Below are 14,834 nucleotides of genomic sequence, written 5' to 3' on the forward strand. Positions count from 1 at the left end.
GGCCGCCGCGCTGGGGCGCGGGCGCGCGGGCGCGCGGGGGCGCGGCGTCAGTGCAGCGAGGCTTCGGCCGCCGTGCGGCGCCAGGCGTGGAAGCGCACGGCGAGGCCCGGGCGCGACGGCGCCGCGAGGTGGGGCCCGGCCGCCGCCGAGAGGGCCCCGTCGAACGGCAGGACGCGCACGAACTGCAGCGGCCCGCCGTCGACCCCGGCGCGCACGATCAGCGCATCCGGGCCGCGGCTCACCCGCACCAGCACCCGCCGCCCGAGCCACGTCTGCACCGGCGCGACCGACCAGTCCGACCGCCCGTCGGTCACCACGGCGCCCAGCTGCAGCAGCCCGTCGGCGAACTCCACCCCGGCCTTCACCCAGCGGTCGACGGATGCCCGCACGAACACCCCCGCCTGGTCGAACTGCTCGGCGAAGTCCGCGTCGAACTCGACCTCCATCGCCTCACCGACCGCGAACGGCGCGAGCAGCCCGTGCTCGCTGTCGTGCACGAAGCCGTAGTACGTCTCGCGCCAGGCGTCACTTCCCTCGACCGCGGTGACGACCAGCGCGCCGCCCTCCTCCTCGGCCGACACGGGCGGATGCGTCCAGCTACCATCGGACCAGGGGATGCTCGTGCCGTCGCTCATCCCTCCACGCTACCGGCGCTCCACCGGCTCGTGTAGGCGGGGCTCGTGTAGGCGGGGCCGGTGTGGGCGGGGGAACGGTTCAGCGGCCCGCGAGGGTCGCGACCGCGTCGGCGAAGTCCTGCGGCGCCTCCTGCGGCACGTCGTGACCGACGCCGGGGAGCGCGACGATCGAGAACGGGCCCGTGAAGCGGTCGCGGGTGCGCCGAGAATCGTCGGGGCCGAAGCCGTCGGCGAGCGCGTCGAGCGAGATCGTCGGAACCCCGATGGGCGGCGTCGTCGCCAGGAAGGCCTCGAGCTCGGCGAAGCGGGGATCGCCCTCGGCGTGGCGGTGGCGATGCCGGTAGGAGTGCACGGCGACGTCGACGAAGTCGGGGTTGTGCAGGCTAGGGGCGCTGCGGGCGAAAGCCGCGGACGCGCCGGCCCACTCGGGCGACCACAACCGCCAGAGCAGACCGCAGAGCCCGTCGCGGTCGGCTTCGAGCCCGGCCCGGCCGCGGTCGGTGTGAAGGTACCACTGGTACCAGTCGCGGTATTCGTCGAGAGGCGAGGCGGGATCGATCGAGGCGGCGATGTCCTGAATGGCGTAACCCCCGACGGTGACGAGACCGCCGATGACCTGGGGGCGGACGGCGGCCGCGATGCAGGCCGCGCGGCCGCCCCAGTCGAAGCCCGCGACGACTGGTCGCTCGAGGGCGAGGGCGTCGATGAGATCGAGGAGGTCCTGCCCGACGGCGGCCTGCTGACCCGAGCGGGGCGTGGCCGGGTCGCGGAACCGGGTCGGCCCGTAGCCCCGCAGGTACGGGGTGATCGCCCGCACTCCTCGCGCGGCGAGCACCGGCACCACCTCCTCGAAGCTCAGCACGTCGTACGGGAACCCGTGCACGAGCACGGCCGTCGGCGCGTCAGCCGCCAGGCCGGCATTCGACCCGCTGTCGTGGAAGGCGATCTCGAGATCGGCGGTCAGCACCGTGCGCAGTTCTCCCAGCGTCATGCCACAACTGAACCACGCACCCCCGACACCGCCGGGGGCGGTTGCCGGCACCGGCCGACCGTGCCTCAACTGGGAGTCAGCACACCGAGGTCGAAGGAGACCATCATGAGCGACGACACCACCACCTCCGGCCAGAACGAGCCGTTCGACCAGACCAACGGCCTGGCCCAGGGGCTCGAGGGCGACGACCGGGGCACGGTCGGCGACGCGCCCGACGACGACGAAACGGGCGGCGTGCTCGGCGAGGCGTTCCGCGGGATCGCCGATCCGCTCGCCGGCGAGCGTGACGGCGAGGCCGACGGCGCCACCCCCGAGGACGGCGACGACGCCGTCACCCCGTACAGCGAAGAGGGCCGCTGACCCGCGGCACGAGCATCCGCCCGCTCTACCGCGCGACGCGTTGCGGAGGGCAAGAGATTCGAACTCTTGAGGGCTTTGACACCCCACCAGTTTTCAAGACTGGCTCCATCGGCCGCTCGGACAGCCCTCCCGACCGTCGCGCGCCCGAAGGCCCTGACGATCAGCCATGAGCATACCCGCCCACCTGCGAGCACAGGAAAAGGGCGGATTCAGATCGTCGCGAGCGCCTGCGCCACCCCGTCGTCGTACACCGACGCCGTGACCTCGGTCGCCGCCGCGATCACGTCGTCGGGCGCCTGTCCCATGGCCACGGCCCGCCCCGACTCCCCCGCCCAGCGGAACATGTCGAGGTCGTTGCGCCCGTCGCCGATCGCCATCACCCGCGAGCGCGGGATGTCGAGCGCCGCGCGCACCCGCTCGAGCCCGGTCGCCTTGTTCACGCCGTCGGGCGCGATGTCGAGCCACGCCGTCCAGCCGATCGAGTACGACACCCGGTGCAGCCCCATGCGGTCGACGACCGCGAGGAAGTCCTCCATGTCGTGGTCGGGCGAGACCACCACGATGCGCGTCGCGCGGATGCCCAGCATCTCCTCGAACGTCACCAGCCGCGTCTGCTCGCCGAGCGCCGCCTGCGGGAACGACTCGGTGTACATGAAGTTGCCCGCGTCGTCCTCCACCGCGAACACGGCCTCGGCGAGATGCGAGCGGATGGTCGTGAGCACCGGCCCCGGATCGAACACCTCCACGTGCTCCTGCCGGTAGCCGAGCGGCGCCGACGCGTCGCGCTTCATCGTGACCGCGCCGTTGGCGCAGACGAGGTACTCCGGCGTGATGCCGAGCTGCGCCACCACGGGCAGCGTGTGCACCGAGGAGCGGCCGGTGGCGAGCATGACCTCGTGCCCGTCGGCGGCCGCGCGGCGCACCTCGGCGCCGACGATGTCGCTCAGCGAGCTGTCTTCGTGCAGCACGGTGCCGTCGATGTCGAGCGCGACGAGCCAAGCTCCAGACGAGGCAGCCGACGCATCAGTGCCGCTCACGGCGCCTCGATCACGGCGAGCCCGCCGAGGTACGGCCGCAGCACCTCGGGGATGACGACCGACCCGTCCTCCTGCTGGTGCGTCTCGAGCAGCGCCACGATCCACCGCGTGGTGGCGAGCGTGCCGTTCAGGGTCGCGACCGGCGCCGTCTTGCCCGACTCCGTGCGGTAGCGGGTGTCGAGGCGGCGGGCCTGGTAGGTGGTGCAGTTCGAGGTCGAGGTGAGCTCGCGGTAGGTCTGCTGCGACGGCACCCAGGCCTCGGTGTCGAACTTGCGGGCGGCGCTCGAACCGAGGTCGCCCGCCGCCACGTCGATCACGCGGTAGGCGAGGCCGAGGTCGGTGAGCATGCCCTCCTGGTACGACAGCAGCGCCTCGTGCTCGGCCTCGGCGTTCTCGGGCAGCACGTAGCTGAACATCTCGAGCTTGTTGAACTGGTGAACGCGCAGGATGCCCCGCGTGTCCTTCCCGTGCGACCCCGCCTCCCGGCGGTAGCAGGTCGACCATCCCGCATAGCGCAGCGATCCGGCCGACAGGTCGAGGATCTCGCCCATGTGGAACCCGGCGAGCGCCACCTCGCTCGTGCCGGTGAGGAACAGCTCGTCGGCGGGCAGGTAGTAGACCTCGTCGGCGTGCTCGCCGAGGAAGCCCGTGCCGTCCATGGTCTCGGGCCGTACCAGCGTGGGGGTGATCAGCGGGGTGAAGCCCGCGGCGAGCGCGCGGTCGAGCGCGAGGTTCATCAGCGCGATCTCGAGCCGGGCGCCGATGCCCGTGAGGAAGTAGAAGCGCGCGCCCGAGACTTTGGCGCCGCGGGCGAGGTCGAAGACCTTCAGCGACTCGCCGAGCTCGACGTGGTCGCGCGGCTCGAAGCCGAACGACGGCTTGGTGCCGACCTCGCGCAGGGTGACGAAGTTCTCTTCCCCACCCGACGGCACGCCGTCGACGACGATGTTCTGGATGCGCCGGGCCGAGTCGGTGAACGCCGCCTCCGCATCCGTCGCCCGCTGCTGCGCGGCCTTCACCGAGGCGGCGAGCTCCTGAGCCTGGGCCACGAGGGCTTTCTTCTCGTCTTTGGGGGCGGCCGCGACGGTCTTGCCGAAGGCGTTCTGCTCGGCCCGCAGGGTCTCGAACTCGGTCAGCGCTGCGCGGCGCGACAGGTCTGCCGCGAGGGCGGTGTCGACGAGCTCGACGGATGCTCCCCGCGCACGCTGCGAGGCTCGGACGACATCGGGGGCTTCACGCAAGAGAACGGGATCGATCACGCCCTCCAGTCTACGGGCCGCCCCCGACGCTCGACGTCTGACGGAAAGCGCCGGGCCGGGCCCGCGCTCCCGCACGATACGGTGATCCCGTGGGACGGGAAGCGGAGACGCGCACACCCCCGCGGGCGGCGATCGTGGTCAATCCGGTCAAGGTCGACGCGGCGAAGTTGCGTGCGCTCGTCGAGGCCGCCGAGACGGCGGCCGGCTGGGGCCCGACGCTGTGGTTCGAGACCACCGCCCACGAGGCGGGCGGCGAGGCGACCGCGACGGCTGTCGCCCTGGGGGCGTCCGTCGTGATGGCCGCGGGCGGCGACGGCACGGTGCGCGCCGTCGCCGAGGCCCTGCGGGACACCGGCGTGCCGCTCGGTCTCCTCCCGGTGGGCACCGGAAACCTGCTGGCCCGCAACCTCGAGCTGAACCTCACCAATGTCGAGCTCGCCGTCACCACGGCGTTCACCGGCCACGACCGCGCCATCGACCTGGGCGTGATCGAGGTGACCCGCGGCGACGGATCCACCGCCGAGCACGTCTTCCTCGTCATGGCCGGCCTCGGGCTCGACGCCAAGATGATCGCGAAGACCAACAAGGCGCTGAAGAAGCGGGTGGGCTGGCTCGCCTACGTCGACGGCATCGGCCGGGCGCTGCCCGAGCTGCGTCCGGTGAAGCTGCGCTTCCGCATGGACGGTTCCGCCTGGCGCTCCACCTCGGCGCACACCGTCATCGTGGGCAACTGCGGGCTGCTGCCCGGCGGGCTGCTGCTCATCCCGAACGCCGAGCCCGACGACGGGCTGCTCGACATCGTCGCGCTGCGACCCGAGGGCCCGTTCGGCTGGCTGAAGGTGTGGAACAAGATCGCCTTCGAGAACGGCGTGCTGCGCAAGTCGGCGGCGGGCCGGCGCATCATCGACCTCAATCACGACGTGCGCTCGGTCACCTACGCGAAGGGTCGCGACTTCGAGCTGCGGCTCGAGACCGAGGAGGAGATCCAGCTCGACGGCGACGAGTGGGGCACCGCGCGGGCCGTGCGCAGCCGGGTCGCTCCGGCGGCGCTGCTCGTGCGGGTGCCGGCGGTAGCGCCGAGCGTCGGTGCCTCGGCGGCTACGTCGGCGAAGGCAGTCGAGGCGTCCACGGCGCCCGGTCAGCCCTGACCCCAGGGCTCCTCACGGCGAACGGCGAGCGGATGCTCAGCGAGCCCGTCGCGGACGAGTGCGCCCCGGCGCCACCGTCTTGCGTCGCGCCGCCTTCGCCTTGGCCTCGGCCGCCCGCACCTCGGCGGCGCGCGCCTTCGCCTTGGCGGTCGGCTTCTGCTTGACCGCGGGCTCGGCGGACGCGGCGGCCCGGGAGGTGTTGGCCGTGCGCCCGCGCACCACGCCGACGAACTCGGCGACGAGGGCCGCGCGGTCGGCCGGGAGGTCGGTGCGCCAGACCAGCGCGACCGTGGTCGACGGGGCGCCGGTCACGGGGCGGGAGTCGACGTCCTTCCGGGCCCAGAGGCGGGCGAGCGACTTGGGCAGCAGCACGGCGCCGACGCCCGCCGCGACGAGCGCGACCGCGTCGGGGCCGCCGGTGGGGGTTGCGGCGGGGGCGTGCAGGCGCTCGCCGAGCATCGCCTCGAGCTCGTCGAGGGCGATCTCGTCGACCGCCGTGATCTCGTCGTCGGCGGGTACGACGACGACCGGCAGCTCCTCGTAGAGCGGAATGGCGTGGACGCCCTCGGTGCGCACGGGCAGCCGCGCGATCACGACGTCGGCGGGACCGGAGGAGGGACCGGAAGCGGGCTCATCGTCGGCCGGCCCGGATGACGTCGGAGCCTCGGAGGCGGGCTCGACGTCGGCCGACGGCGACGCGTCGGCGGGAGCATCCGGAACCTCGAAGAGCACCGCCAGCTCGTCGGTCGCCCCCAGGGCCACGGTGTCGAGCGCACGCAGCTCGAGCCGCTCGTCGGGGAACCGCTCACCCCAGATGCGCACCCACTTCGACGGGGTGACGCCGGGTACGAAGGCGACGCGCAGCACCATTCCGCCCCCTTTCGTCGAGCCCGCCCAGGATACGCTGTCGGGATGAGCCCCTCCAAGACGCCGCAGACCATGAAGCCGGCGACCGCCGCGAAGAAGCTCGGCATCTACCTGCCCGCCGCCCCCGCGGAGCTGCAGGAGGAGCCGATGACCCGCGAGACCCTGAATGAGCTGCTGCAGTCGCCGCCCGAGTGGCTCGTCGTGCTGCGGCTGAACGGCCCGCACCCGCGCGACGTCGTGGCGCGCAAGCTCGGCGTCTCGATCTCGGGCCTCGCCCGCGCCGGGGTGACGGATGCGCTCACCACCGCCGAGATCAAGGAGCTGCTCGAGGCGCCGCCCGAGTGGCTCGTCACCGAGCGCCGCACGCAGGCCCTCGTGCGCGAGGAGAACCACCGCATCAACGACGTGAGAGCCGGTAAGCGCGCTGGAGCTGAAAGCGACGATCCTGAGGATCGTCGCCGCGACGCCAGCGCCGAGTGAGCTGCGCTCACTCGGGGTACTCGACTGCGATTTCAGCGTGAGCGACATCGAGCTGGCCTCGATCCCGGCGGGCTCGATCCAGATCGTGGATGCCCGGCGGGGCCTTCGCCGCACCGAGCGCTTCGAGGCGTTCGAGCTCGGCGTCTTCCCCGTCACCGAGGAGCTGGTGGCCGAGCTGATCGGGGTCGGTGCCGCGCATCCGCGCCGCCCGGCCGTCGAGCTGAGCTGGCTGCGCGCCGTGCGCCTGTGCAACGCCGCCTCGGAGTGGGAGGGACTCGACCTCGCCTACGGGGTGGACGGCGAGGACGTGGTCTGGCACCGCGACTCCGAGGGGTTCCGCCTGCCGAGCGAGGCGGAGTGGGAGTTCGCCTGCCGCGCCGGGTCGACGGGGCCGGTCTACGGGCCGCTCGGGGAGGTCGCGTGGTCGGCCGCCGACGGGGTGCGGTCGCCGCAGGACGTCGGGGCACGGCATCCGAACCTCTTCGGGCTCTTCGACACGCTCGGTAACGTCTCGGAGTGGTGCTTCGACCTGCTCGACCCCGACGACGACCCCTCGCGCGGAGCGCGGGTGTTCCGGGGCGGCGGATTCGCCGACGACGTCTGGAACGTGCGGGCCGACGTGCGGCGCGGGGCCCCGCCGCGCTCGACGCACGACGACGTGGGGCTGCGGCTCGCCCGGTCGATCGGGTAGCGCGCCGGCCTCGGAAGGCACTGCGAAGCGATGACCCGCCCTGGCGGGCCGGCGGCCCCCGGCGTACGGTTTCGAGCATGAGCGTGCCCACGGTGAGCCTGGACAATTACTCGGACGTGCGACCCGAACTCGCCGACTGGATGCGTGAGCAGCGCTGGTACGCGTCGTCGGAGCAGAGCCCCGCGCTCACCCGCGTCGGCGTCTGGACCCTGGTCGACCACAAGCACCAGGTCGGCCTCGAGACGCATCTGCTCCTCGACGAGTCGGGGCCGGCTCCCGTGCTCTACCAGGTGCCGCTGTCGTTCCGGTCGGCGCCGCTGCTCGGTGGCGAGCGCGCTCTCGTGGAGCGCGTCGACGGGCCGAGCGGAGCGGTCTACGTCTACGACGCGCCGCACGATCCGGCCTTCACACGGGCACTGCTCGCGCTGATGATCGACGACGAAGCCGTCGCGGGCGAATCGCCCGACGGCACCGAGGCGGCGGGGCATCACGCGCTCACGAGCCCCGAGATCCGCGTCACCGACTCGCGCGTGCTGCGCGGCGAGCAGTCGAACACCTCGATCATCTTCGATCTCGTGCACCTGAACGGCAAGCCGGCGCAGCCGGTGATCTGCAAGCTGTTCCGGGTGCTGAGCGACGGGCAGAATCCCGACGTGGTGGTGCAGTCGGCGCTGAGCGACGCCGGTTCGCGCCTCGTGCCGCGCGCCGTGGGGTCGGTCTCGGGGTCGTGGAACGATCCCCGGGTCGACGGCGGGCGCGCATCCGGGCACCTGGCCTTCGCGCAGGAGTTCATCCCCGAGGTGGAGGACGCCTGGCGCGTGGCGCTGCGTTCGGCCGAGGCCGGGGAGTCGTTCGAGCAGCTCGCGCGGGCGCTCGGCGAGGCGACGGCGCAGGTGCACACCGAGCTGGCGCGCCTATTCCCGGTGCACGAAGCGTCGGCCTCGGACAGGGATGCGATCGTGGCGAGCTTCCGCGACCGGGCTGCGCAGGCACTCGCCGAGGTGCCGTCGCTGGCATCGCAAGCGAGCGCGGTCGACGCGGTGTTCGCCGCGGCGGCGGAGGCGTCGTGGCCGGCGTTCCAGCGCATCCACGGCGACTACCACCTCGGGCAGGTGCTCGCGGTGCCGGGGCGCGGGTGGGTGCTGCTCGACTTCGAGGGCGAGCCGCTCCGGCCGCTCGCCGAGCGGAGCGAGCCCGACGTGACCCTGCGCGACGTGGCCGGGATGCTGCGCTCGTTCGACTACGTGGCCGGCACCCTCGCCCAGTCGGATCACGCCGAGGCGGCGCGGGCCTGGGCGCACGAGGCGCGGGACGCGTTCATCGACGGCTACGTCTCGCGCTCGGGGCTCGACCTGCGGGCGCAGCGCGTGCTGCTCGACGCGTTCGAGCTCGACAAGGCGCTCTACGAGGTCAGCTACGAGGCGCGCAACCGCCCCGACTGGGTCTCGATCCCGGTCGACGCGATCGAACGGCTGGCCAACCGTCCTCGCTAGGGGGTGGGGTCTCCTGCGATCAGGCCACTGAGCCAGTCGCGGGCCTCGCGGAAGACCTCGTCGCCGTAGCGGTCGACGTACTCGACCGGCGCCTGATCGGCCCGCGGGTACGAGCCCAGGAAGATCACACTGGGGCTGAACCGGCGAACGCCCAGCAGCGCATCCGCCACCCGCTCGTCGGTGATGTGCCCGTCGGCGTCGATCACGAAGCGGTAGCGCCCGAGGGCGTCGCCGATCGGCCGCGACTGCAGCAGCGACAGGTTCACCCCGCGCGTCGAGAACTGCTCGAGCAGTTCGAGCAGGGCTCCGGAACGGTCATCCGGGAGCTCGGCGATGATGCTCGTCTTGTCGGCCCCGGTCGGCGCCGGGAGCGCCGTGCTGCGCGAGACGAGCACGAAGCGAGTGACCGCGTTGGCGTTGTCGGCGATGTTCTCGGCCAGCACCTCGAGCGCGTGGTGCTGCACGATCTGCGGCGGCGCCACGGCCGCGTCGGCGAGGTCGTTCTCGAACAGCGCGAGCGCCGAGGCCACGTTCGACGTCGACGGGATGTGGCCGTGCGTCGGCAGGTTCGCATCCAGCCAGCTGCGGGTCTGGGCGTAGGCGACCGGATGCGCGTTCACCACCCGCACGTCATCGAGCCGCGTGCCCGGCCGCGCCACGAGCACGAACTGCACCCGCACGAGGTACTCCCCCACGATGCGCAGGTTCGGGATGTTCGCCAGCGCGTCGAGCGTCGACGTGACCCCGCCCTCGATGGAGTTCTCGATGGCGATCATCGCGGCGACGCTGCGGCCCGAGACCACGTCGTCGAACGCCTCGCCGACGTTGTTGACCGAGCGCCACTCCTTGCCCTGCGCCTCGGGCACCTGCGCGAGGGCGGCCTCGGTGAAGGTTCCCGAGGGGCCGAGGTAGCTGTACGTCTCCGACATGCCCCGAGCCTATCGAGCGGCGATGGCACGGGCGGGCGACGGGTGCCAGACTTGGGGCATGTTCGAACGAGCCGGCACAGTGGCCCTCCCCGAAGACCTGATCGACGTCGACGCGCTCGTGAGCGCGTACTACGAGCTGCACCCCGACGTGAACGACCCCGAGCAGAAGGTGGCGTTCGGCACGAGCGGGCACCGCGGCTCGAGCTTCAACACGGCCTTCAACGAGGACCACATCGCCGCCATCACGCAGGCGATCGTGGAGTACCGGGCCGATCAGGGCATCACCGGCCCGCTGTTCATGGGCCGCGACACCCACGGGCTCTCGAAGCCCGCGGAGGACACCGCGCTCGAGGTGCTGGCCGCCAACGGCGTCACCGTCTGGACCGACTCGCGCGACAGCTGGACGCCGACGCCCGCCGTCTCGCACGCGATCCTCGCCTACAACCGCGCCGGGCACGACGACCAGGCCGACGGCATCGTGGTCACCCCCTCGCACAACCCGCCCGCCGACGGCGGCTTCAAGTACAACCCCCCGCACGGCGGCCCGGCCGACTCCGACGCCACGGGCTGGATCGCGAACCGCGCGAACGAGCTGATCGCGGGCGGCCTCGCCGACGTCAAGCGCGTCGGTCGCGGCGAGGGCGCGCCCTCGGGCACCTACGACTTCCGCGAGCACTACGTCGCCGACCTGGTGAACGTGATCGACCTCGACGCGATCCAGAAGTCGGGCATCCACATCGGCGCCGACCCGTTGGGCGGGGCCTCGGTGGAGTACTGGTCGCTCATCCGGGATCGCTACGGCCTCAACATGGAGGTCGTCAACGAGACGGTCGACCCGCAGTGGGCGTTCATGACGCTCGACTGGGACGGCAAGATCCGCATGGACTGCAGCTCGCCCTACGCCATGGCCTCCCTGGTCGCCAGCCGCGACAAGTACGACATCGCCACGAGCAACGATGCGGATGCCGACCGTCACGGCGTGGTCACCCCCGACGCCGGCATCATGAACCCGAACCACTACCTGGCCGTCGCCATCCAGTACCTGTACTCGCGGCGCGAGGGCTGGCAGCCGGATGCGGCGATCGGCAAGACGCTCGTCTCCAGCTCCATGATCGACCGGGTCGCGGGCTCGCTCGGCCGCACCCTCTGGGAGGTGCCGGTCGGCTTCAAGTGGTTCGTGCCGGGGCTGATCGACGGATCGGTCGCGTTCGGCGGCGAGGAGTCGGCGGGGGCGTCGTTCCTGCGCTTCGACGGCACGGTGTGGACCACGGACAAGGACGGCATCCTGCTCGCGCTGCTCGCGTCGGAGATCCTCGCGGTGACGGGCAAGACGCCCTCGCAGCTGTACGCCGAGCTGACCGCCGAGTTCGGCTCGCCCGTCTACGAGCGCGTCGACGCCGCGGCCACCAAGGCGCAGAAGGCGGCCCTCGGCAAGCTCGACGGCGACGCCATCACGGCCACCGAGCTCGCCGGCGACCCGATCCTGGCGAAGCTCTCGCACGCGCCGGGCAACGGCGCGGCGGTCGGCGGCGTCAAGGTCGTCACCGACAACGCCTGGTTCGCGGCCCGGCCCTCGGGCACCGAGGACGTCTACAAGATCTACGCCGAGTCCTTCGTGGGCGAGGAGCACCTCCGCCGCGTCCAGGCGGAGGCGAAGCTCATCGTCGACGCGGCCCTCGGCGCCTAACCCCGCGCCCCGCCCCCCTCCGCGGCATCGAGCCGTCGCAAATCGCCCTCTCGGAGCCCTGAGAGGGCGTTTTTCGACGGCTCGGCGGGCTAGGGCAGGAGGGGGGCGACGAAGGCGCGGAGCGCCGTCGTCGTCTCCGCGGGGGTGAGGCCGCCGTCGGCGCGCAGGATGCGCCAGGTCGTCGCGTCGCAGACGGCGACGAGCTGGGCGAGGCGCAGGCGGCGGGTGGCGCCGTCGAGCTCCGGGTCGAGGTGCGGCTCGAAGGTTCGGCGGCACCAGTCCACGTGGTACGCCCGGCCGCGCGCGGCGAGGTCGTCGAGGCCGGGCACGAGCGGCGCCTCCGAGTAGGTCTTCAGGATGAGCGCCCCGTACACCTCGTAGTGCGCGACCAGCGCCTCCAGCGTCGCCTCGACGGAGGACTGCGCGGCGGCCTCGCGGGCCGCGGAGATGCGGCCGAGCTCGCGTTCCACCACCGTGGTCAGCAGCCCGGGCTTGCCCCCGAAGCGGCGGATGACCGTCTGCACCGCCACCCCCGCGTCGGCGGCGACGTCGTCGAGGCGAATGCGCTCGTAGGGCGTGTCGGCGAAGCGCGCCATCATCGCGTCCATGATGCGCTCGCCCGTCGCCTCGGCCGACTCGGCGCGCACCGACATGCGGTACTCCCGAGGTCGCCCACCCGAGTCTCGCGCTTTCATGCGACCCAGGCTAACGCCTGCCCGGAGCGCCCCGGACCACGCCGGAGCGCGGCCTAGGCGATCGACCAGAAGTGCGCCGTGCCGCCCGGGTTCTCGACCGTGATGGCCGTGTCGAGGTCGCGGTACTGCGCGTCGACCGTGTGGCCGACGAGCTTGATCGCGATGGTGCCGTCGAGGTTCGGTGTGACCTTCGAGACGATCATCGTGTGGTCGACGCCGTTGTCGTTCTGCGGGTCCCAGTCGAACATCACGACGTCGCCGAGCTTCACCTGGTCGCGCTGGGTCAGCTCGAGGCGCGTGGTGTCGGGCCGGGAGGCGTAGTAGGCATCCATCTCGTTGCCGCGGATCCAGCTGTAGCTGTAGTCGCCCGTCGTCGCGTACTCGCTGTACCAGTTCTCGTCCTGCACCCAGCCGCGGGCGAGCATCGCCTGGTTCACGAAGTTGCCGCAGTCGTTGTCGGGGAACTGCCCCCACTCGGCGAGGTTGTAGTCCTTCCAGTAGGTGAAGGCGTAGTTCAGCTGGCTGTCGACCGGGGTCTGCACCTCGTAGCCGAAGCCGCCGTCGAGCACGACCTCCGATCCGTCCTCGAGCGCGACGGTCACGGGCACGGCGCCCACGGCGTAGTCGACGGATGCGGGGGTCACCACGGTCAGGGTGCGGTCGTCGACGACGGTGAAGGCGGGCGCGGTCTCGGTGCCGAATCGCACCGAGGCGACAGGCGAGTCGCCCGCGAACCCCGATCCGGCCACCGTGACCTCGGCACCGCCGGTGAGGCTGCCGCTCGCGGGCGAGAGCGCCTCGAGGGCGACCCGGGCGTCGGCGGCGGCCGAGTCGGCGGAGGCCGCCGAGCCGGAGCCGTCGCCCGAACCGCCGGATGCGCATCCGGTCAGGGCGAGCGACGCGACCGCGAAGGCGGCCACGAGGAGGGTGAGCGGGCGGCGGCGGGACGGACGCGCGGAAGGACGTCGGGTACTGCTTCGGGGCATGAGGTCCATGGCATCACAGCTTCATTTGTGCCCCCTATGAGGGGGATGGGGTTGACACCGCCCCGCCCGGCCGTCAGCGAGCACTGAACGGCACGAATTTCCATCAACCTCCTTGACGTCGGATGGGCGGGCGCTTACGCTCCTGGTAATCCCAAGAGAGCGCTCTCACAGCACGCACGGTCGCGTGATAGAGCGCTCTCATAGACACGCACAAAGGAGTGACCGTGAGTCTTTCACGACGCACAAAAGCCGTAGCCGCCGTCGCGGGCGCGGCCGCCATCGCCCTTCTCGCCACCGGATGCTCGGCCGGCGACTCGTCCTCGTCGGGAGGCTCCGGCGACAAGGTCGAGCTGACCGTCACGACGTTCGGCACGATGGGCTACGACGACCTCTACGCCCAGTACGAGGCCGACCACCCGAACATCACGATCAAGCCGACCAACATCGACACCGGCGACAACGCCAAGACCGACTGGCAGACCAAGGCGGCCGCCGGCGCCGGGCTGCCCGACGTGCAGGCCGTCGAGGAGGGCTGGCTGAGCGCCGTCATGCAGGTCTCCGATCAGTTCACCGACCTCAAGGACTACGGCGCCGACGAGATCAAGGACCGCTGGGTCGACTGGAAGCTCGCCCAGGCCACCGACAAGGACGGCCGCATCATCGGCTACGGCTCGGACATCGGCCCCGAGGGCCTGTGCTACAACCGCACCGCGTTCGAGGCGGCCGGCCTGCCGACCGACCGCGAGGAGGTCGCGACGCTCTTCGGCGGCGACGACGCCACGTGGGACAAGTACTTCGAGGTGGGCCAGCAGTACAAGGCGGCCACCGGCAAGGCGTTCTACGACCAGTCCGGCTTTCTCTGGAACGCCATGGTGAACCAGCAGCCCGAGGGCTACTACACGAAGGACGGCGAGCTGAACGTCGAGGGCAACAAGGACCTCGAGAAGCTCTGGACGACCCTCTCCTCCGCCACCGAGTCGGGCCTGTCGGCCAACCAGACGGCCTGGGACTGGGGCAAGGGCAAGGCCTTCACCGACCAGACCTTCGCCACCTTCGTCTGCCCGGGCTGGATGCTCGGGGTGGTGAAGGGCCAGGTCACCGCCGCGGGCGGCGACGCCTCCACCGGCTGGGACTTCGCGAACGTCTTCCCCGGCGGCGCGGCCAACTGGGGCGGCAGCTTCCTGACCGTTCCCACCCAGTCCAAGCACCCGAAGGAGGCCGCCGAGCTGGCCGCCTACCTCACCGACGCGAAGTCGCAGGCCACGGCCTTCGGTGTCGCCGGCACCTTCCCCAGCGTGACGGCCGCCCAGACCGACCCCGCCGTGACGGGCACGAACGAGCTGTCGACGTTCTTCAACGACGCCCCCATCGGTGAGATCCTCGCCCAGCGCGCCGACGGTGTCGTGGCCCAGTACAAGGGCCCGGACGACTCGGTCATCCAGTCGCAGGTGTTCGGCCCCGCGATCCAGCAGATCGACTCGGGCAAGGCCGACGGCGCCGCCGCCTGGGACAACGCGCTCGAGCTACTGAACCAGCTCGTCGTCAACAAGTAGTCACCCGGGGGTGGGCGGCCTGG

Annotated in this window: 15 protein-coding genes and 1 tRNA gene; 7 read left to right on the top strand and 9 right to left on the bottom strand. The window is 71.8% G+C overall.

Translation table 11 applies throughout. From position 1 onward, the window contains the following. Positions 1-47: 47 nt before the first annotated feature. Positions 48-635 (bottom strand): DUF1349 domain-containing protein, encoded by a 588-nt coding sequence (locus NVV95_RS15625; protein WP_259487477.1) that lies wholly within the window; start codon positions 633-635, stop codon positions 48-50. A 79-nt stretch (positions 636-714) separates the two neighbouring features. Beyond that, positions 715-1,626, bottom strand: coding sequence for an alpha/beta fold hydrolase (locus NVV95_RS15630; RefSeq protein WP_259487478.1), 912 nt, complete (start codon positions 1,624-1,626; stop codon positions 715-717). A gap of 105 nt (positions 1,627-1,731) precedes the next feature. Between NVV95_RS15630 and NVV95_RS15635 the strand changes: the two genes are divergently transcribed. Next, the gene (locus tag NVV95_RS15635) at positions 1,732-1,986 is read left to right on the top strand and encodes a hypothetical protein (RefSeq protein ID WP_259487479.1); all 255 of its coding nucleotides are present in this window, start codon (positions 1,732-1,734) and stop codon (positions 1,984-1,986) included. A 43-nt stretch (positions 1,987-2,029) separates the two neighbouring features. On the opposite strand, the gene NVV95_RS15640 is transcribed toward NVV95_RS15635, so the two are convergent. The 3 genes from NVV95_RS15640 to serS all read right to left on the bottom strand — a co-directional run bounded on the left by NVV95_RS15640 (position 2,030) and on the right by serS (position 4,282). After that, positions 2,030-2,116 (bottom strand) — tRNA-Ser (locus tag NVV95_RS15640). A gap of 79 nt (positions 2,117-2,195) precedes the next feature. Further along, entirely contained in the window at positions 2,196-3,023 is an 828-nt protein-coding gene (locus NVV95_RS15645) for an HAD family hydrolase (RefSeq protein WP_259487480.1), read from the bottom strand. Then, entirely contained in the window at positions 3,020-4,282 is a 1,263-nt protein-coding gene (serS, locus tag NVV95_RS15650) for a serine--tRNA ligase (protein WP_259487481.1), read from the bottom strand. The genes NVV95_RS15645 and serS overlap by 4 nt, the downstream gene beginning before the upstream one ends. Positions 4,283-4,371: 89 nt before the next feature. Between serS and NVV95_RS15655 the strand changes: the two genes are divergently transcribed. After that, positions 4,372-5,430: a diacylglycerol/lipid kinase family protein gene (locus NVV95_RS15655; protein ID WP_259487482.1), complete on the top strand. Its 1,059-nt coding sequence runs from the start codon at positions 4,372-4,374 to the stop codon at positions 5,428-5,430. 36 nt (positions 5,431-5,466) lie between these two features. Here the strand turns inward: NVV95_RS15655 and NVV95_RS15660 are convergent, their stop codons facing one another. Further along, positions 5,467-6,300 (bottom strand): type 2 periplasmic-binding domain-containing protein, encoded by an 834-nt coding sequence (locus NVV95_RS15660; protein WP_259487483.1) that lies wholly within the window; start codon positions 6,298-6,300, stop codon positions 5,467-5,469. A 42-nt stretch (positions 6,301-6,342) separates the two neighbouring features. Between NVV95_RS15660 and NVV95_RS15665 the strand changes: the two genes are divergently transcribed. From NVV95_RS15665 to NVV95_RS15675, 3 genes are all read left to right on the top strand, one after another. Then, positions 6,343-6,777 carry a DUF5997 family protein gene (locus NVV95_RS15665; protein ID WP_259487484.1) on the top strand — a complete coding sequence of 145 codons (435 nt, stop codon included), beginning with the start codon at positions 6,343-6,345 and terminating at the stop codon, positions 6,775-6,777. Between the two features lie 37 nt (positions 6,778-6,814). Further along, positions 6,815-7,468, top strand: coding sequence for a formylglycine-generating enzyme family protein (locus NVV95_RS15670; RefSeq protein ID WP_259487485.1), 654 nt, complete (start codon positions 6,815-6,817; stop codon positions 7,466-7,468). 77 nt (positions 7,469-7,545) lie between these two features. Continuing rightward, complete coding sequence (locus NVV95_RS15675) at positions 7,546-8,961, top strand: maltokinase N-terminal cap-like domain-containing protein (RefSeq protein WP_259487486.1); 1,416 nt, start codon at positions 7,546-7,548, stop codon at positions 8,959-8,961. Here NVV95_RS15675 and pheA read toward each other — a convergent pair. After that, complete coding sequence (gene pheA, locus NVV95_RS15680; RefSeq protein ID WP_259487487.1) at positions 8,958-9,890, bottom strand: prephenate dehydratase; 933 nt, start codon at positions 9,888-9,890, stop codon at positions 8,958-8,960. The genes NVV95_RS15675 and pheA overlap by 4 nt on opposite strands. Positions 9,891-9,948: 58 nt before the next feature. Between pheA and pgm the strand changes: the two genes are divergently transcribed. Further along, positions 9,949-11,577, top strand: coding sequence for a phosphoglucomutase (alpha-D-glucose-1,6-bisphosphate-dependent) (gene pgm / locus NVV95_RS15685; protein ID WP_259487488.1), 1,629 nt, complete (start codon positions 9,949-9,951; stop codon positions 11,575-11,577). Positions 11,578-11,666: 89 nt separating this feature from the next. On the opposite strand, the gene NVV95_RS15690 is transcribed toward pgm, so the two are convergent. Together NVV95_RS15690 and NVV95_RS15695 are read right to left on the bottom strand one after the other, a co-directional pair. Further along, on the bottom strand, positions 11,667-12,272 hold the full coding sequence (locus NVV95_RS15690; RefSeq protein ID WP_259487489.1) for a TetR/AcrR family transcriptional regulator: 606 nt from the start codon (positions 12,270-12,272) through the stop codon (positions 11,667-11,669). A gap of 53 nt (positions 12,273-12,325) precedes the next feature. Further along, positions 12,326-13,258 carry an amidase domain-containing protein gene (locus NVV95_RS15695; RefSeq protein WP_259487490.1) on the bottom strand — a complete coding sequence of 311 codons (933 nt, stop codon included), beginning with the start codon at positions 13,256-13,258 and terminating at the stop codon, positions 12,326-12,328. Between the two features lie 224 nt (positions 13,259-13,482). On the opposite strand from NVV95_RS15695, the gene NVV95_RS15700 reads away from it, so the two are divergent. Next, a complete protein-coding gene (locus NVV95_RS15700) occupies positions 13,483-14,811 on the top strand; it encodes an ABC transporter substrate-binding protein (RefSeq protein WP_259487491.1) in 1,329 nt (442 codons plus the stop codon). The last annotated feature ends 23 nt before the right edge of the window (positions 14,812-14,834 follow it).

The sequence above is a fragment of the Herbiconiux gentiana genome, assembly GCF_024978135.1.
Taxonomy (GTDB): Bacteria; Actinomycetota; Actinomycetes; order Actinomycetales; family Microbacteriaceae; genus Herbiconiux; species Herbiconiux gentiana.